The organism is Rothia sp. HSID18069 (assembly GCF_003989155.1).
Lineage (GTDB): Bacteria > Actinomycetota > Actinomycetes > Actinomycetales > Micrococcaceae > Rothia > Rothia aeria.
In genome coordinates this window covers 521,508-536,517 of the sequence record NZ_RBMG01000001.1, presented here as the reverse complement: position 1 = coordinate 536,517, position 15,010 = coordinate 521,508, and the positions used below count along the sequence as shown (strand labels likewise).

13 protein-coding genes are annotated in these 15,010 nt (G+C 58.4%); 6 read left to right on the top strand and 7 right to left on the bottom strand.

What is annotated here, in order from left to right:
- Window positions 1-16: 16 nt before the first annotated feature.
- The 4 genes from D8M41_RS02450 to dut form a co-directional block, all read right to left on the bottom strand.
- Complete coding sequence (locus D8M41_RS02450) at window positions 17-751, bottom strand: DUF3159 domain-containing protein (RefSeq protein ID WP_126926339.1); 735 nt, start codon at window positions 749-751, stop codon at window positions 17-19.
- Window positions 732-1,265 carry an asparaginase gene (locus D8M41_RS02445; protein ID WP_126926338.1) on the bottom strand — a complete coding sequence of 178 codons (534 nt, stop codon included), beginning with the start codon at window positions 1,263-1,265 and terminating at the stop codon, window positions 732-734. The genes D8M41_RS02450 and D8M41_RS02445 overlap by 20 nt, the downstream gene beginning before the upstream one ends.
- A complete protein-coding gene (locus D8M41_RS02440; protein WP_037235092.1) occupies window positions 1,265-2,131 on the bottom strand; it encodes a DUF3710 domain-containing protein in 867 nt (288 codons plus the stop codon). The genes D8M41_RS02445 and D8M41_RS02440 overlap by 1 nt, the downstream gene beginning before the upstream one ends.
- Before the next feature lie 93 nt (window positions 2,132-2,224).
- On the bottom strand, window positions 2,225-2,671 hold the full coding sequence (gene dut, locus D8M41_RS02435) for a dUTP diphosphatase (RefSeq protein ID WP_174232403.1): 447 nt from the start codon (window positions 2,669-2,671) through the stop codon (window positions 2,225-2,227).
- A gap of 208 nt (window positions 2,672-2,879) precedes the next feature.
- On the opposite strand from dut, the gene D8M41_RS02430 reads away from it, so the two are divergent.
- Window positions 2,880-3,356, top strand: coding sequence for a DUF3093 domain-containing protein (locus tag D8M41_RS02430; protein WP_126926336.1), 477 nt, complete (start codon window positions 2,880-2,882; stop codon window positions 3,354-3,356).
- Window positions 3,357-3,454: 98 nt separating this feature from the next.
- Here D8M41_RS02430 and D8M41_RS02425 read toward each other — a convergent pair whose 3' ends face one another.
- Window positions 3,455-3,754, bottom strand: a complete 300-nt coding sequence (locus D8M41_RS02425) for a DUF4193 domain-containing protein (protein WP_006887546.1) — start codon at window positions 3,752-3,754, stop codon at window positions 3,455-3,457.
- 335 nt (window positions 3,755-4,089) lie between these two features.
- Here D8M41_RS02425 and sepH point away from each other — a divergent pair, with 335 nt between their 5' ends.
- Entirely contained in the window at window positions 4,090-5,661 is a 1,572-nt protein-coding gene (gene sepH / locus D8M41_RS02420; RefSeq protein WP_238693454.1) for a septation protein SepH, read from the top strand.
- A gap of 197 nt (window positions 5,662-5,858) precedes the next feature.
- On the opposite strand, the gene D8M41_RS02415 is transcribed toward sepH, so the two are convergent.
- Window positions 5,859-7,100 carry an alkaline phosphatase family protein gene (locus tag D8M41_RS02415; RefSeq protein ID WP_006887539.1) on the bottom strand — a complete coding sequence of 414 codons (1,242 nt, stop codon included), beginning with the start codon at window positions 7,098-7,100 and terminating at the stop codon, window positions 5,859-5,861.
- A gap of 42 nt (window positions 7,101-7,142) precedes the next feature.
- On the bottom strand, window positions 7,143-7,736 hold the full coding sequence (locus tag D8M41_RS02410; RefSeq protein ID WP_006887552.1) for a DUF5998 family protein: 594 nt from the start codon (window positions 7,734-7,736) through the stop codon (window positions 7,143-7,145).
- A 315-nt stretch (window positions 7,737-8,051) separates the two neighbouring features.
- On the opposite strand from D8M41_RS02410, the gene D8M41_RS02405 reads away from it, so the two are divergent.
- The 4 genes from D8M41_RS02405 to D8M41_RS02390 all read left to right on the top strand — a co-directional run bounded on the left by D8M41_RS02405 (window position 8,052) and on the right by D8M41_RS02390 (window position 14,866).
- Window positions 8,052-10,580, top strand: coding sequence for a DNA gyrase/topoisomerase IV subunit A (locus tag D8M41_RS02405; protein WP_126926335.1), 2,529 nt, complete (start codon window positions 8,052-8,054; stop codon window positions 10,578-10,580).
- A 151-nt stretch (window positions 10,581-10,731) separates the two neighbouring features.
- Complete coding sequence (locus D8M41_RS02400; protein WP_126926334.1) at window positions 10,732-11,781, top strand: tetratricopeptide repeat protein; 1,050 nt, start codon at window positions 10,732-10,734, stop codon at window positions 11,779-11,781.
- 119 nt (window positions 11,782-11,900) lie between these two features.
- Window positions 11,901-12,626 (top strand): tetratricopeptide repeat protein, encoded by a 726-nt coding sequence (locus D8M41_RS02395; protein WP_126926333.1) that lies wholly within the window; start codon window positions 11,901-11,903, stop codon window positions 12,624-12,626.
- Window positions 12,627-12,742: 116 nt separating this feature from the next.
- Window positions 12,743-14,866 carry a tetratricopeptide repeat protein gene (locus tag D8M41_RS02390; RefSeq protein ID WP_126926332.1) on the top strand — a complete coding sequence of 708 codons (2,124 nt, stop codon included), beginning with the start codon at window positions 12,743-12,745 and terminating at the stop codon, window positions 14,864-14,866.
- Window positions 14,867-15,010 lie beyond the last annotated feature (144 nt).

Here is a 15,010-nt window from a genome sequence, read left to right as displayed (position 1 = left end):
ATCGGTTTTTATAAGGTTATGAGTCTTGAACGGCGCGGTTTTCCTCAGGGGCAGACACACGCCACGCCACCCACAAAGTCAGCGCGTACAGCGGAACACCCATCACCAGACGAGTAACCCCCAGCGCCTCGGTCGCACCCGCAAAGTATAGCGGCAATTGCACCACTAAGCGTAACCCCAGCAGCGCAACAAAAATCCACGTTGCAAGAATATACGACTTCAAGCGTGCTGGCTTCTCACGCCAGCGCACACCCTCATCCCGGATAAACCCGAACAGCAGCCCAAACAACGGCCACCGCAGCCCAATTGAAATGAGCGAAGCAAGCAGATACCCGCCACTTACGAAGAACCCGGGAACATAAAAAGCATTAGCGTCCCCAGTGGAATGGGCCGACCAGGCACAAACAGCCACACCCACCACGCCCGAAAGCGCCGGAACCAGCTTAGAACGCTGCACCAAACGGGCCACTGTAAACACCCCGGAGGTCACCAGGGAGGCGATGAGGGCATAGGTGAGCTGTTTCGTCACCACAAAAACAACCAGAAACAGAGTCGCCGGAAGTAACGACTCCACCACCCCGCGCCAGCCTCCCAGCGCGTGCAGCACATCCACATCACCGTTGGCGGTACGGCGCAGTTTACCGCCTATGCTCGCACTGAACGAGCTCCCCACAGATTCCCCCGTAGAACCAGTCCTCTCACGCCCGGCGGAGGTGTTGTGCGGGCCCGGTTCACGTTCCGTAGCGGGCATTTTTTGTCCTTTCCGTCAGCAGTAGTTGCGGCACGATCTCATAGCGCGGGTTATAGATACGCGGGTCCCCCGGGTACTGGCTGAGCATCCCAGAGCAGCGCAATAGTGAACCGGCCAGCACCCCCGGCACCAAGCGCTGCCCGTGCCAGATGAGGCTCACCCGGCTGCCCGGCTCAAACGGCGGGGTGCGCGCAAACGCCGCCAACTCCGGTGTCTCGGTGGGCGCCTTGGCACCCAGTGGGCCGCTGACCGCCTTTGGGGCGGGCGTGTTTGAGGAGTCGTCAATGTCCTCACCGGGTGGTTCAACAACCAGCGGAATCCCCAGGACAGCTAGGGGGCTCACCCGCTGCAGCAGCCGTGATTTAGCGACCACCAGCTCAGCCCGGTACACGGGTTTGGCATCCAGCGGCGGAATCCACACCTGGTCGATCCTGCCCGCTAAACGCACGCGAAAACGCTCGGGGTACCCAACCGGAGGCTGAGACCCCGAGCGGTCAGAAAGCACCCGAACCATTAGCCGATTTCAGTGATCTCAGGGCCACGGCGTGGAAGCGGACGCAGCTTGCTCTTATCGTCCTGCTCTTCTGGTTCGTCCTCGTCATCGGCGGTGGCAATATCCTGCGCGGGCACCACCAGCGGCAGCAGCTCACGCGGCGGGCGGGGCTCATCGCCGCGATCAACGATCACGGAGCGGAACACCTCATCAATAGCCTCGGCGGCTTCCTCGTTATCGAGCACAGCCTCACCGGAGATCACACCGCGCAAGAACCAGCGGGGGCCGTCCACGCCCACGAACCTGGCCACGCGCTCACCACGTTTGCCGTCTTCGGTTACGGCGGGCAGGCGGGTGAGCATCTCCACACCAAACACGCCCTCATACATCTCGACGGTACCGCCCTGCGAGGCCACGGATTCGGCCAGCTCTTCACGAATATCGTCCCAGATACCGCTCGACCGGGGCGCCGCAAACGCCTGAATCTGAATGGTGGCGCCCTTACGGATACAGGTCGCGGCAATCACAACACCGCTTGCCTCTTCCACCTCTAGGCGCAGGCGCATCCCATCAAGCAGCTTAATGTACACGGAGCCAAGGTTAGCGTAGTCTTCGGTGTCTTCCACCTCGTCCATATCGAGCGGGCCCTCGGTACGGTCATAGACGATGACTTTCAGGGATTCGTCCTCAACGTATGCGGGAACGGGATCGGCCTTATCTTCCTCTTCCGTATCGTACTCGTCTTCGTCGATACCTTCGGTGTCCTCAGCCTCGTCATAATCATCGTAGTCATCGTACTCGTCATACTCGTCGTAGTCATCGTACTCGTCATACTCTTCGACGTCGTATTCTTCTTCGGCACGTTTTTTCTTGCTGAAACCAAACACTTAGTTATCCCTCACTGTATACGTACTACTCAATATCTTACGCGTAGAGTGCCTATTACGGCGTTCAAGCGCGCCGCACGCGCGTGCCGTGCGCTACTTCAGTCCGCTGGATCCAAACCCGCTGACGCCGCGTTCGGTCTCATCCAGTTCTGCAACAACCACGAAGTTCGCCTGCTCGTAGCGCTGAATAACCAGCTGGGCGATACGGTCGCCGCGTTTAATCTGGAAAGGCTTAGTGGGGTCGGTATTGAGCAGGGTCACCATAATCTCGCCGCGGTACCCGGAATCCACCGTACCGGGGGCGTTCACAATGGTGATGCCGTGTTTAACGGCCAGCCCGGAGCGCGGATGCACCAAACCCACGTACCCTTCAGGCAGGGCGAGGGCGAGGCCGGTGGGCACGAGGGCTCTCTCACCGGGGTTCAGGGTGAAGTCTACGCGCGAGCGCAGATCGGCGCCCGCATCGCCCGGTTTGGTGTAGGCGGGGGCGGGCAACTCGGGGTCGAGCATTTTGATCTGAACGGTAATGGGGTTAATCATGCTCTTCACTCTACCCAAGCGGAGGCAAAAAATCATGTGGCAACCCGGCTGCTGCCCGCCTCTAAAGCGGCGGTTGAAGGCCGCCGGGTCAGGGCCACGATGGGGTTCGTTACAATGAGTGTGGTAACTCGTTCGCCTATTGTGACTGGTTGCGGCACGCACACACTGTTCCCCTTCGCGCCCAACCGGCTTCTTGAAGGGATGTTCTGTGACTTCTTCACCTTCACCCACCGCATCGTCCAAACCGCTGTACCGTGAGCGTCTAGCTCCGGGGGTGGGCACGTGGCTTCTGGTGCTCGTGGCCGGGGGCGCATCCTACCTGGTGGGGGCGCCGATCAGTATCCCTGTGGGTGTGATTGCGGGGGCTGTGGTGTCTGCTGTGTTGGGTTGGCTGCTGTATGCCTCATCGCCGGTGATTGAGGTTTCCGCCGAGTGGGTGCGGGTTGGCCGTGCCCGCATTGAGCGGGAGTATATTGGCCGGGTGCAGGCGTTTCGGGGTGATGATGCACGCCGCGCCGCTGGGCCGGAGCTGGACGGGCGCGCCTACATGTGTTTCCGCCCGTGGGTTACCCCTAAGGTTCGGCTGCAGATTACTGACCCGGCGGATCCTACACCGTACTGGCTGGCTTCTTCACGGCACCCGGAGAAGCTGGTGCAGCTGCTTGATACAGCTGCTGAGGATTAGGGCTGTCGCCCGCCGGTACGGGGCGGTCGGTATTGGGTATGGATAAGGGCAGGTTCCCGTGTGGAGTCCTGCCCTTGTCGCGTAGTGTGGTTGGTGTTTTAGCCTTCGCACTCCACGCAGTACACCAGCCCGTCCTCTTCTCGTGCAATCTGAGAGCGGTGGCGCACCAGAAAGCAGGATGCGCAGGTGAACTCGTCGTCCTGTGCGGGTAGGACAACAACGTTCAGTTCCTCATTAGAGAGGTCCGCACCGGGCAGCTCGAAGCTTTCGGCAGCGGTGTTTTCGTCCTCATCGACCGCACCGGATTGCATCTCCGAGCGGCGGGCGTTCAGCTCCTCATAGGACTCCTCGTTTTGCTCGTCGTCCTGCTTGCGAGGTGCATCGTAATCAGTTGCCAAACTTTCACGCTCCGTCTTGATTGGTGGGGCAGGGTGTGTGCGCCCACGTGTGGTCTTTGAGTGTCTTAACTTCGTTGTGGGTTGTTTATTCCACAACATGCCAGGTATTTTTCACCATGTACCCCCGGTTTGTCTAATTGAGGCCCCGGAAATTACTCTCTGCGCGTCATTTTTTGTGTGCAAAGGCTGTATTTCGGGGGTATTTGGGCCTATTTTTTTGTGGGTTTCGGTGGGATATACTACATGTTTTAGGGTTGGCAAGGTAATCTGGTAGATAGTTTGCGTTCTTACGGCGCGGGTGCGGGGTGCATCTGAGCCGCATACAGGAGGTTTCCATGCTTGAATTGCGCCTAGTGGGTGTCCACGATGATGGCGAGAACCTGGTGCTTGAATCTGCCGACGGCACCCGGTTTGCGCTGCCCATCGATATGAACCTGCGCACAAGCATCACGAAGGCTCGCCGTATTCAGCCGGCGCGGGGCCTGGGGACGAAGGGCAGTTTTGGGCCTCGTGATATTCAGACGAGGTTCCGTCAGGGCGCCAGTGTTGAAGAGATCGCGGAGGAGTCCGGCTGGGAGCCGGAGCGGGTGCGCCGCTACGAGTGGCCGATTGTGGCCGAGCGGGCGCATATTATCCGTGCGGCGCAGGGCGTGAAGGTTGGGCGCCGCAGCTCAGCTTCAGGTTTGGCGCAGATTCCCGTGACTCTTGCCTCACGTATCGCGGATGTGACGGCCGCGCACGGCTTCGCGGAGGCCGCGCAGGACTGGTCTACCCGGCAGAAGGATAACGGGCAGTGGAGCATTGAAGTTGATTTTGCGTTAACACCCCGGGACCGTGAAGAGCTTCCCGCGCGGGTTATGTTCCCGGCACGGTGGGTGTACAATCCGGCTAATCAGAGCCTGTACGCCTCAAATGAGGCCGCCTATTTCTTAATGGGCAATGCCGAGGACGAGGTGTATGACACGAAGAAACAAGAGGAAGAACCTCAGCCGAGTTCGCAGCCTAAAGCACCTTCCAGCACCGGTTCGGGGGCCTCTTCTGTGGCGGATGTGCCGGTTGCGGTAGCTACCGGTGTCGCCCCGGTTGATGCCTCCCGCGTGAGCTCCTCCACGATCAAGGGCACCAGCCCGGATGAGCGTAAACTCAACGAACTTCTGGAGCGCGCCCGCAGCGTGTCACGCCCCGGCCCAACCACCCAGCAGCTGCGGGTGGTGGCCCAGCCTTCTACTGTGACCGTGAATGAGGGTTCCGACTCCACCAATAACGCCACCGACTCTTCGCGGCACCGTGAACAGGTGCGCGCACAGGGCGCAGCCTCGCAGGGTGCCGCACATCGGGGGGTTTCTTCACCCCAGGATTCTGCGGATGAAAGCCCGCAGGAGCCGGTTGATGATCGGGATGTGGCTAGTTTCTCGGCAGGTGACGGATCGTTCTATGGCCGCCACGCCGGGCGGGAGACCTCCTCCCCCGAGCGGGGCACCGCAGGGACCACCCCCGAGCCGCGCGAAGAACGCAGGTTCGGCGGCCAGGAGAACCGCAGGCCCAGCATCGGAGGCACCTTCGGCGCACCCCGCCGTGAAAGCGCAGGCAGCACCGAGAACGCAGGTGCCACGGAGGGTACGGGCGTGCGTGAGCGTGCCGAGCACGGGCTGGCCCGGTCATCCCGGCCCGCAGCACCGGCCGGGGCTGAGAGGGAGTCCTTCTCAACCCAGGCGCAGCAGCGTCACTCGCAGGCCGAAACCACCCGGGCGGATACCGCCACGGTTCCCACCGAGGGCACCTCCGCCGAGTCCAAGCCCGAACCCGCCGAGACGAAACGGCACGAGAAGCCGAAATCCTCAGGCCGTAATAAGCAGCGGATGAGCGTACCCGCCTGGGACGAAATTATTTTTGGCGGGCGCAAGTAGCCCACCATACTGCCCGCCCCGGCCATCCCCAGCCCACGGGGCGAAGGATTTGGGGAGGCGGAACAAGCCATTACAGGGCCGCATAGCGGTTAAGAAAATAGAGCACCAACGGGGAGAAACCCCGGGTGCTCATTTTCTTTAGTGAACCACACTCTACACGCCAGCGCACCCATTATGTGTGCGACTGTGCGCGTGGGTTATGCGGTGGGCAGGTACAGCAGCGGGATGTGCCGCTCAGCATCAGTAAGCGAACCGTGCTGCCCCACCATTTTCAGTGACTGTTCCTTATAGTGCCGCATATCGTAGAGGGCTATATTGTCGCGGGCGCAGACTAGGATATCGCCGATGCGCTCGCGGGCGGCTTCGCTCACAATGGGGCCCATGTAGCCGCGCGTGTAGAGGTCGCGTGAGTCCAGCACCCACGCCCGCTCACCCCAGGCTGCCGCCCAGCGGCGCGCGGTTTCGGCGCGGGCGGCCTCGCTCGTATCGTGCAGGTACAGCTGTACCGCGCGCGGCTCCCCGGCGGTGAGTGCCACATTGTCGAGGAGTTCGGCGTCGTGGGAGTAGTCGATGCGTTCCTGCTCGGGGATGTTCACCATGCCGTGGTCTGCGGTGAGGAATATGCCCGCCCAGGCGGGTGCCCGCTGAGCCAGCCGACGCAGCGCCAAATTGAGCTCTTCAAGCTGCTCAAGCCACGTGTCGCTGCCAGCCCCGTGGCGGTGCCCGGCCTGGTCAAGCTCACCCCAGTACAGGTAGACGAGGGTGGGGGTGCGGGAAGCCAGCAGTTCGGTGGCGTAGGTGATGCGCGCATCGTACCCGGTGGCGCCCACAAAATCGCCGCCGCGCAGCCCGGCCTCAGTGAGCCCGCTGCCCCGGTATTTATCGAGTGAGATGGTAACAACCCGTGTTTGGGTGCTGTAGCGTTCAAAGACTGTGGGCAGCGGCTGCCAGGTGTGCGGGTCCACGGTTTTATCCCACCCGGAGAGGTGGTTCATGATGGTGCCAGTGGCGGGGTTACGCACCTCGTACCCGGCGATCCCGTGGGCACCCGGCGCGCTGGCGGTGCCGAAGCTGGTGAGGGATGCGGCGGTGGTGGTGGGGAAAGCAGCGTCCAGCGGCCCCAGAGACACGGTTTTCTTCAAGTACGGAGCGTAGGATCCGTAGGTTTGCAGCAGCTGCTCGCCGAGCCCGTCAACCATGACCACGCAAATATTGCGGAAACCGTTCGGGTCTGCACCGGCTTCGCTCAGCCTGTTGGCCAGTGCCAGCGGGTCGCGGTTGGTGTTCCCTAGCGGGTGCGCCGGATGCTCTAGGGAGGACTGCCCCAGCAGTGAGGCGGCTGACTCAAATACGTCGGCTACGCTATTGCTCCCGTAGGCTGGCGGCGGCGGTACGGGTGTGCCAGCCGCGTCGTTGTATGCTGTACCGCTTACGCTCATAGGTTCTCCTGCTTTGGGGGCTCTGTGGCGAGTTGGGGTGGGCTATTTGGTGTCTGAATGCATGTGTGCCCTGTGCAGGGCGCGGGCGAAGTACCGGGCCTGTTTCACGGCGTCGGGGCCGTCTGCGGTGGCTGAGACGCGCACCGCAATATCCTCTAGAGAGGCGGATCCGGTGTACCCGTGGTCGGCGGTGCAGGTGGGGTCGGGGCAGGTGGCGGGTGCGGCGTCAATGCGCAGCGAACCGGTCCATGCCACCTGGAATGAGACTTCTGTGGGGCTCATCCCGGGCCGGTAGATTTGCGGCTGGTCGTACCCGTAGCTGATGGTTACGGCCCGCAGGGCGCTGAGTTTCACGGCTTCCACGCTCACGTGGGCGACGGTTCCTTGGGCGTCTTCTTCAAGGTGGGAGTCGTCGAGGTGGGCCAGCACCAGCTGGGAGCCGCACAGCACCATGACGGTAATATGTCGGTGCAGGTCGTTGCGGCTGAAATGGGTTTCGTGCTGCACAAAGTGCGCATCTGGTTCCAGCCCCGCGAGGGCATCATCGACCACTTCAAGCACCAGCTCCGGGTAGAACCCGGCGTGTTTAATGTCTGCTGCCAGTTTTTCGCGTGGACTTTCGTCCATATACGCCATTCGTGCACCTCATTAGTATGGGTTGAGTGTTGCCGGGTGCCCCTACGGTACCGGGCAGCCGGGCCGGGTCTGCCGGTCGCGAGTGAGAACACCGCTACGTAATAGCGTAGTGGGTTGGGGCGGGCATTGCTACTTAACGCGGCCGGGGCACCGGTTTTTGTGGGGCACAGTACCCTGTGGGTGTGCCGGTGAATCGCCGGTGACCGGCTGCCGTGCCCGCGCGGGGTGTGCACGGTAGAATAGAGTTCCGAATGAGTGTTGCGTCTGCTGCGCACCATCTTTTGCCCGCCTTCTACGAGCTTTACGAGGATACACATGGCACGCCGTAGCAAGTCAGCTGTTGAGGACTACCCGGTAGATATTGTTGAGAACATCGTCGATATTGATGTTTCTGCCGAGATGGAGTCCAGCTTCTTGGAGTACTCGTACTCGGTGATCTATTCGCGTGCCCTGCCGGATGCGCGGGACGGTTTGAAACCGGTGCAGCGGCGCATCCTGTACATGATGCAGCAGATGGGGCTGCGCCCGGATAAGGGGCACGTGAAGAGCGCCCGCGTGACCGGTGAGGTGATGGGTAAGCTGCACCCGCACGGTGACGCCGCGATTTACGACGCGATGGTGCGTTTGGCGCAGCCTTTTGCGATGCGCCTGCCACTGGTGGATGGGCACGGTAACTTCGGTTCGCTCGATGACGGCCCGGCGGCGGCCCGTTACACCGAGGTGCGCATGGACCCGTCGGCGACGGCACTGACCGCTGACCTGGATGAGGACGTGGTCGATTTTGTGCCGAACTACGATAACCAGTTTATGCAGCCGAGCGTGCTGCCGGCGGCTTTCCCGAACCTGCTGGTGAACGGTACGACGGGTATTGCGGTGGGTATGGCCACGAACATGGCGCCGCATAACCTGCGTGAGGTGATTGCGGGCACCCGGCACCTGATTGCTAACCCGGATGCCACGCTGAAAGACATTATGAAGTTCATCCCGGGGCCGGATCTGCCCAGCGGCGGCACGATCGTTGGTTTGGGCGGTATCCGTGACGCCTATGAGGGTGGGCGCGGCACGTTCAAGACTCGTGCGAAGGTCTCGATTGAGCAGGTGAGCGCCCGCAAGCAGGGCATTGTGGTGACGGAGCTGCCGTATATGGTGGGCCCGGAGAAGGTTATTGAGAAGATTAAGGACGGCGTTAATTCTAAGAAGCTGACCGGTATCTCTGATGTGGTTGATTTGACGGACCGGCAGCAGGGTATGCGCCTGGTGATTGAGGTGAAGAACGGGTTTAACCCGCAGGCGGTGCTGGCGGCCCTGTATAAGCACACGCCGTTGGAGGATTCGTTCGGTATTAATAATGTGGCGCTGGTGGATGGCCAGCCGCAGACCCTTGGGCTGCTTGGTTTGCTGCATGTGTACATTAATCACCGGTTGTCGGTGGTGCGCCGCCGCACCGAGTTCCGGCTGGGCAAGCGCCGTGACCGGCTGCACCTGGTGGAGGGCCTGCTGATCGCCATCGTCGATATTGACGAGGTGATTCAGATTATCCGCTCTTCGGATGAGACCGCGCAGGCGCGCGAGCGGCTCATGAAAGTTTTTGACCTGACGCAGGTTCAGGCGAACCATATTCTTGAGCTGCGCCTGCGCCAGCTGACGAAGTATTCCCGTATTGAGCTTGAGGCTGAGCGGGATAAGCTGGCTGAGGAGATCGCTGAGCTGGAGCGGATTTTAGGGTCGGATACGGCGCTGCGTGAGCTGGTCTCTGATGAGCTTGCTGAGGTGGCCGAGAAGTACGGTACTGACCGCCGCACGGTGCTGAAGTCGAAGGATGATATGCAGTCGGCGATTGAGGCTGTTTCAGCGGGGGCGTCGAAGGCGAAGAAGAGCCTGGGGCTGGCGCTTGAGATTGCGGATGAGCCGTGCTGGGTGGTGCTTTCAGCTTCGGGCATGGTGGGCCGCACCCCCGGTAAACCGATGCGTGAGGCACTGGCCGACCCGGGTAAACGCCTGAAACATGACGTGTTCACCTCTGTTGTTCCGGCGACGGCGCGCGGTGAGATTGGCGCGGTGACCTCGACGGGGCGGATGCTGCGCCTGTCGGTGATGGATGTGGTGGTGCTTGAGGAGTCTGCGGGCGCACCGGTGCTGAACTCGGGGGTGAAGGTCTCTGAGGTGGTGTCCCTGGCGAAGGGCGAGAAGCTGGTGGGCCTGGTGCCGCTGAATGAGGTGCTGGCATTGGCGACGGCGAACGGCGTGATTAAGCGTGTGAACCCGGAGTACCCGCTGAACCAGGCGGAGTGGGACGTTATTAAGCTGAAACCGAAGGACACGGTGGTTGCTGCGGCTGCGTGCGCCTCGGACGATAACGCCCTGACGCTGGTGACGCAGGATGCGAAGCTGCTGACCTTCGACGCGGCGAAGGTGCGCCCGCAGGGCCGCGGCGGCGGCGGTATCGCCGGCATTAAGCTGGGTGCGCAGGATGCGGTGATTGCTTTGGGCGTGACGGCGCCGGGAACCACCGCCGAGGTGGTGACGGTGACCGACGGTAAGGATGGTTTGGCCTCGGTGAAGGTCACTCCCCTGGCGGAGTACCCGCAGAAGGGCCGGGCGACCGGCGGGGTGCGGGCGCACCGGTTCCTCACGGGTGAGTCGAAGCTGGCGCTGGCGTGGGTTGGTGTTGGCCCGGCGAAGGCTGGCACACAGGGCGGTGTGGCGCGTTCCTTGCCGACGGAGTACGGTTCACGTGACGGCTCGGGGGTGACTCTCACCCAGACGATTGGCACGGTCGGCCCTAACTACGCGGCACTAACCGCGCAGTCTGAGGTCTCCCCCGACGGGGAGAAGCTGTTCTAGCCCCCTCTGGTTGGGTTGCTGCTATTTTTCTTTCGGTGCGGCAGGTAGCAGTGTTGCCTCTGTGCAAGTTGAGGCAACACTGCTACCTTTAATGTGAAGTTTTAGGTGAGACCTAGGATTTTTCCAACCATCGCATCAAGGAGAAACAGGCATGACCGAACCGAATAAGCCCCTGGACCAGATGACCGCGCAAGAGCGGCTTGACCTTGGTGTAGAGTGCCTTGACGCGGGCAGGCTGAATGACGCCGTTCATATCCTTGCTACGGTTTCAGCAGGTGAAAATCCTGGGGCGTACTCTTGGGCGCAGTACTTTCTAGGTGACGTTTACGAGGATGCGGGGAATCTTCGTGAAGCGATGACCGCCTACAGCAATGTCCATCGCCACGATAACCCTGTGGCCTACGCTTCGGCGCAGAACAGTATAGGTATTCTCTATAAGAACATGGGGCGGCTTGATGATGCTGTTGCCGCGTTTAGCCGTGTTGTTCGTGAAGACAACCCGGAATCTTACGCGTGGGCGCAGAATAACCTTGGCACCGTCTATCAAACGATGAGGCGGCTTGATGATGCCGCTGCCGCGTTCGGGAATGTGCAGCTTAACGACAGCCCCGAAGCGTACACTAACGCACAGTTCAACCTTGGCAACACCTATAAGCTTATGGGCAAGACAGATGATGCCCTTCAAAGCTGGGGAGGCGTGCTTCGCGAGGTAGACGCAGAAACCTACGCCCAGGCGCAGTTCAACATTGGTTCTACGTGCAAGAATCAAGGGCGGATAGATGAGGCGATCGCGGCGTGGGGAAGGGTGCGCCATGATGACAACCCCTCAGTTTACGCTCGGGCACAGCTGAGTCTGGGCCTGGCCTATGCCCCGCTAGGGCAGCTTGATGAGGCAATCGCCGTGTGGCGTAACGTGCGTCGGGAGGACAACCCCGAAGCGTACGCCGCCGCACAAAACAACCTGGGCAGCGCGTACGAAGACAAAGAGCTATTTGAAGATTCTTTTGCCGCCCGGAGCAGGGTTCTGCGCAGCGACAGCCCTTACATATATGCTGTGGCACAGCTCAACATGGGCATCGCCTACTATAACAACGGGTCTCTTGATGAGGCCGTGACCGCGTGGAACAATGTTCTTGAAGAAGACGACCCGCAGTCCTACGCCGAAGCTCAACGTAACCTTGCTCTGGTGAATAAACACTAGCTGCCCACAGTGTTGCTCCTGCGCAGACGAGGGGCAGTACTGCTACCTTTTAATGTGAAGTTTTAGGTGGGACCTAAGGCTTTGGACTTTTCTAACCACTGCGTCAAGGAGAGACAGGCGTGACCGAACCAAATAAGCCCCTAGAACAGATGACCGCGCAAGAGCGGCTTGACCTCGGAATGAGTCACTACGAAGAGGGCAGATTTGATGAGGCTATCGCTGTTCTAAAAACGATTTCAACCAGTGAAGACCCCACTATTTATGCGCTATCACAACGCCTCCTAGGTGATATTTACGGGTGTATGGGTAAGTTGAATGAAGCCACCGCCGCATGGTCAAAGGTTCGGTGTGAGGACAACCCTGAAACCTATGCATGGGCGCAGTTCAGCCTTGGCAACACCTATAAAATCATAGGTAAACTGGGCGAGGATATTGCGGCATGGTCCAATGTCCGCCGTGAGCACAGCTGCGAAGCGTATGCGGTAGCGCAGTATAGTCTCGGCAATACCCATAAGACTATGGATCAGTTGGATGACGCTATCGCTGCTTGGTCGAGCATCCGCCGCGACGACGACCCCGAAGCCTACGCATGGGCGCAGTTAAGTCTCGGCGACGCCTATAGAACTATGGATCGGTCGGATAATGCTATCGCTGCTTGGTCGAGCATCCGCCGCGATGATGATCCTAACGCCTATGCGTGGGCGCAGTCTAGACTCGGGTTCGCTTACCAAACCCAAAACAAGTTGGATGAAGCTATCACTGCCTGGTCAAATATCCGCCGCGAAGATGAGCCTGAACTTTACGCCGAAGCACAACGTAACCTTGCTCTGGTGAATAAACACTAGCTGCCCACAGTGTTGCTCCTGCGCAGCTGGGGCAGCACTGCTACCTTTAATATGAAGTTTTAGGCGGGACCTAAGGCTTTGAACTTTTCTAACCACTGCGTCAAGGAGAAACAGGCGTGACCGAATCAAATAAGCCCCTAAACCAGATGACCGCAATAGAGCGGTTTGGCCACGGAATTTCCTACTTCGAAGAGGGCAGATTTGATGAGGCTATCGCTGTTCTAAAAACGATTTCGTCCAGTGAAGACCCCGAAATCTACGCACGGGCGCTGCTCGGCATTGGAGCCGCCTACCAGACTATGGGCAAACTGAAGAAAGCTATCAAAGCCTGGTCAAAGGTTCGCAGCGACAAAAACTCCGAAGCCTACGCCAAAGCACAGTTTGGCATCGGAGTCGCCTACCACGCTCTGGGCAAACTGAAGAAAGCTATCAAAGCCTGGTCAAAGGTTCGCCACGACGACAACCCCAAAGCCTACGCAGGGGCACAATTCAACCTCGGAATAACCTATAAAAACCAGGACAGGTTGGGCGAAGCTATTGCTGCATTGTCAAGTATTAATCACGAGGATGACCGCAAAACCTACGCAAAAGCACAGCGCAACCTCGGAGTTGTCTACCACACTCTGGGCAAACTGGACGAAGCCATCGACGCCTGGTCAAAGGTTCGCAATGACGATCCCGAAGCCTACGCATGGGCACAGTACAACCTCGGCGTCGCCTATAAAGACCAGGGCAAACTGAAACAAGCCATCGACGCCTGGTCAAACGTCCCCCAGGATGACCGCAAAGCCTACGCATGGGCACGATTTGGCATCGGAGCCGCCTATGCCAAATCAGGCAAGCTGGATCAGGCCATCAAAACCTGGTCAAACATCTCCCGCGAAGAAGTCGACCCCGAAACCTACACACGGGCACAGCTCAACCTCGGAGTCGCCTATGCCAAATCAGGCGAGTGGAAACAGGCCATTAAAATATTGTCAAATATCCGCCGCGAAGAAGTCGACCTCGAGATCTACGCAGAGGCACAGCTCGGTCTCGGGGAGGTTTACTCACTAGATAAAGAAAAAGAGGAACAATCACACGAAGCGTACGATAATGTGCGTGAATTCTTCTACTATAAGTCTGAACGCGGATTCAAGATTCTTAAATGCCCTGTGGAAGTAAGGAAAGAGCTTCATAGCCTAGCTAAAAATACCGACGAAGTCCTAAAATCTCTTCAGATAATCCTAGGTTTTGAGTCAAAAGTTGCGCACTATACTCGGCCACAAATAGCTTTTGATCTATTTGGAGACAAGGAAAACGATAAAGAACCGTCAAATTTCCGGCTCAGCACTATCCGTGGAGTCAATGACCCGACGGAAGGGCTAGTTCTAAATGGTTATTGGGATCAGCAAGGGATCCCGGAAACTATACATACAAACGATACTGCAACATTTATTAGTTGTTTCACTTTTAACCACGACAATCTTAACCAGTTTCGTCTCTACGGAAAGGAGAACGGCCGGGAAGCAACAGGCGTTAGCTTGGTATTCAACAAAGAGTTTTTTAGCGATCAGACAGATACCTTAGAGTTTATAGCTGGCCCTTCGACAGACCTATCTAGTAAATCGGAACAGATTAAGCCTAATGAAACAGGGAAAATGGAGAGCGACAATAAAAAACTATTAATAGGTAAATCCACGCTCTACCGCTGTATTTATCTCGATCCTGAGACCGGGTATTGGACTCTGGCTCAACGTGATAAATCCACTTTCTATCGCGAAGATAAGGAAAAAGAGACGGCAGAAAATAATTGGATAGAATATTCTAAAAAAATTTCAAAAATAGAAGAGTCTTTTAAGGATTATTTATTTGATAACAATGATTCTATCTTAGAGAAACTTAAAACCATCTTCAAAGATCCTAATGAATACGGCGTAGAAGAAAAACAGAAAATTCTTGAAGCCGTCCGGTTTATTCTTCTCCCCCTGCAATACCTCGTCAAACATATTGCCTTCCAGGAGGAGCAGGAATGCCGCATCATGTACATTACTCAGTTCCGTGACGAGAAGATTCACAGCGACCGTGAAAAACAGTGGATGTACGTCGAGTATAAGGAGAAAGTACTGCCGCATATCGATAAAATTTGGCTCTCCCCCGGTGCGGCAAAATACCAAGATTTCTTCCGCATCCTATTAGATAAAGGAGAAAATGACGACAAGGTCCGCATCTCCCAGAACCCGTTCAGGAATAAAGAATAAATCGTTCACCCTCCATCCAGGCCACAGGCAGCGCCCGCTTGCTTTTCCTGCCGCCTGAGTGGGAACGTAGAATCATCTCACCGCCACCACGTTGAAAGGGACACTATGAGCACCGTTATCCGCCCAGCGCAACATGAGGAAAGC